Source organism: Psittacicella hinzii (assembly GCF_003585935.1).
Classification (GTDB): Bacteria; Pseudomonadota; Gammaproteobacteria; order Enterobacterales; family Psittacicellaceae; genus Psittacicella; species Psittacicella hinzii.
The window spans coordinates 1-3,085 of the sequence record NZ_NRJG01000194.1; the positions used below are offsets into that span (position 1 = coordinate 1).

Consider the following 3,085-nt stretch of genomic DNA (forward strand, 5'->3'; position numbering starts at 1 on the left):
CTATAAAATAGAAAATTTAGAATCATCAGGTTTAGAATCAACTCTAAACTCGTATACATTTAAGCATTGGCTGAGCTAGCCCTATTTATTTTGTTTTATTATTTGTTTAATAGGAGTTAATGTGCTAGACATTATTGAGCTCTCAAGACTTCAATTCGCATTAACTGCGTTATACCACTTCTACTTTGTTCCGTTAACACTAGGTATTACTTTCGTGTTAGCAACAATGGAAACTATTTACGTAGTTACAGGCAAAGAAGTTTACAAAGATATGACCAGATTCTGGGGTAAATTATTCTTAATTAACTTCGCTATCGGGGTAACAACTGGTATTACAATGGAATTCCAGTTTGGTACTAACTGGTCATACTACTCTCACTACGTTGGTGATATCTTCGGTGCTCCACTAGCAATCGAAGGTGCTGTAGCATTCTTCTTAGAATCTACATTCGTAGGTTTATTCATGTTCGGTTGGGATCGTTTATCAAAAATCCAACACTTAATTTCAACTTACTGTGTTGCATTCGGTTCTAACTTATCAGCAATGTGGATCCTAATTGCCAACGGTTTCATGCAAGACCCGCAAGGTGCTGTATTCAACGTTGACAAAATGCGTATGGAATTAGCAAGTTTTGGTGACTTAGTTCTATCTCCATTTGCACAATCTAAATTCGTTCACGTGGTTACAGCTGGTTACACCACTGGTTCTATTTTCGTATTAGCAATCTCTGCTATTTACTTAATGAAAAACCGTGACGTAGCTTTCGCTTTACGTTCATTTGCAGTAGCATCTATTTTCGGTCTATTCGCTTCATTTGGTGTTGTATACATGGGTGACGAATCAGGTTACGAAGTAGGTAAAGCACAACCTTCTAAAATCGCTGCAATGGAAGGTATCTATGATACTGAACCAGCTCCGGCAGCTTGGAATATTATTGCAATTCCAGATTCTAAGAATATGGAAAACAAATTTGTATTAAGTATTCCAAAAGTAGGTGGTTTAATCGTTACACGTTCAACTACTACTGAAATCAAAGGTTTAAACCAAATTCGCGAAGAAAACCGTGAAAAATTCTTAAAAGGTCGTGAAGCTTTAATTAAGCTAAACGAACTACGTAAACCTGGTAACCAAACTTCTTTAGCTGAAAAACAAGCATTTGCTGAAAATGATGCTAAATACTTAGGTTTCGGTTTATTATTCACTCAGTTCGTTCCAGGTTCAGTTGAAGATCCAACTAAACTATTAAATGCAACTGAAGAACAATTACAAAGAGCTATCGATGAAACTACACCACGTGTAGGTGCATTATTCTATGCATTCCGTCTAATGATGGCTTCAGGTTTCTTAATGTTAATCCTATTTGCAGTTGCAACTGTGAAAGTATTACGCAGAACAGTTAAACCTGGTAAATCTTTATTCTTAAAACTAGCAATGTTAGCATTCCCATTACCATGGGTAGGTGTTGAATGTGGTTGGTTCGTAGCTGAATATGGTCGTCAACCATGGACTGTATTTGAATTATTACCTACATACATTTCACACTCAACATTAAGTGTTGCTGACTTATTATTCAGTATCATCGTAATTTGTGGTACTTACTTAGTATTTATCTACTTTGAAGCATACTTCATGGTTAAATATGCTCAATTAGGTCCAAGTGCTTTACACACTGGTAAATATCACTTTGAAAAATTAGAAAATGTAGGAGATAAATAATGTTAAGTTTTGAAGTCCTACAATTTATTTGGTGGGTACTAGTAATCGTTTTATTATCAGGATTTATTATCATTGATGGTTTCGATTTAGGTGCTTTAGCCTTAAACCCAGTTATTGCAAAAACAGAAGAAGAACGTCGTATTGTTATCAATACTATCGCTCCTCACTGGGATGGTAACCAAGTATGGTTACTACTAGGTGGTGGTGCTATCTTCGCTGCATGGCCTGAAGTATATGCAACTTCATTCTCTGGTTTCTACCTAGGAATGGTATTAATTCTATTTGCATTATTCTTCCGTCCAGTAGGTTTAGAATACCGTCACAAATTTGAATTAGAAAAACACCGTCGTGCTGTTGACTGGTCATTAGCATGGTCAGGTTTTGCACCAGCATTAGTAACAGGTGTTGCTTTAGGTAACGTGTTACTAGGTGTACCATTTGAATTTGACTCAATTGGTCGCTCATTCTACGGTCCTGGTACTCTTTGGATCCTTAACTTATTAAAACTATTAAATCCATTTGGTCTTTTAGTTGGTTTACTATGCTTATGTGTAGTATTAACTCAAGGTGCTAACTGGGTTGCATTACGTACAGATCGTACAAGCGAATTATATGCACGTGCTACTAAAGCAGGTTCAGTATTCAGCTTAGCAGTATTTGTATTAGCAGTTGTAACTGCTATCGCTTTAGCATTTATCTCTGGTTACCACTTAGATAAAAACATGCTAATTCTAGACGCTACTACTGATGCAGTTTCTAGAACTTCATCTTGGTATGCAAACTACACAGCTAACCCTGTATTATTTGTATTCCCAGTATTAGCTTTAGTAATGTACTTAGCGTCTGCGCGTAGTGCTAAGAATGGTAGAAACGCATTTGCATTCATTACATCTTCATGTGGTGTATTACTACTATTTGTAACTTATGCAATTACTTTATTCCCATTCATTTTACCAAGCTCAATCGCTCCACACCAAAGCTTAACTATTTTCAACGCAACATCTTCACAATTAACTCTTAACGTAATGTTCTGGGTTGCTATTGTAGTTGTTCCAATCGTGTTAATCTACACAGTTTGGGCTTACTACAAAATGTGGACTCGTTTATCAACGAAAACTGTTACTGAAAATACACACGCTTTATACTAATCAGGAGAAAGTAATATATGTTTTACGCTATCTGGGTTATCGGTGTATTTGTTGCTATTTGGCTAACTGTTTTAGCTGTATCAAAATTAGAAAACAGCGGCTTTTTTGATAAATACGAAGATAAATCTAAATAACTGATTTATTGAAAAAGCGCTAGCATTGCTAGCGCTTTTTCCCTCTACAATCGAATATTCTAAAACCCCTTTAACTTAAGTTAAAG

3 protein-coding genes are annotated in these 3,085 nt (G+C 35.9%); all 3 read left to right on the forward strand.

Annotated elements, in window-relative coordinates; translation table 11 throughout:
* Nucleotides 1–121: 121 nt before the first annotated feature.
* The 3 genes from CKF58_RS08045 to CKF58_RS08055 are packed head-to-tail and all read left to right on the forward strand — an operon-like array spanning nucleotide 122 to nucleotide 2,999.
* Nucleotides 122–1,717 carry a cytochrome ubiquinol oxidase subunit I gene (locus CKF58_RS08045; protein ID WP_119532725.1) on the forward strand — a complete coding sequence of 532 codons (1,596 nt, stop codon included), beginning with the start codon at nucleotides 122–124 and terminating at the stop codon, nucleotides 1,715–1,717.
* A complete protein-coding gene (gene cydB, locus CKF58_RS08050; protein ID WP_119532727.1) occupies nucleotides 1,717–2,865 on the forward strand; it encodes a cytochrome d ubiquinol oxidase subunit II in 1,149 nt (382 codons plus the stop codon). The genes CKF58_RS08045 and cydB overlap by 1 nt, the downstream gene beginning before the upstream one ends.
* A 17-nt stretch (nucleotides 2,866–2,882) precedes the next feature.
* Complete coding sequence (locus CKF58_RS08055; RefSeq protein WP_119532729.1) at nucleotides 2,883–2,999, forward strand: cytochrome bd oxidase small subunit, CydX/CbdX family; 117 nt, start codon at nucleotides 2,883–2,885, stop codon at nucleotides 2,997–2,999.
* The last annotated feature ends 86 nt before the right edge of the window (nucleotides 3,000–3,085 follow it).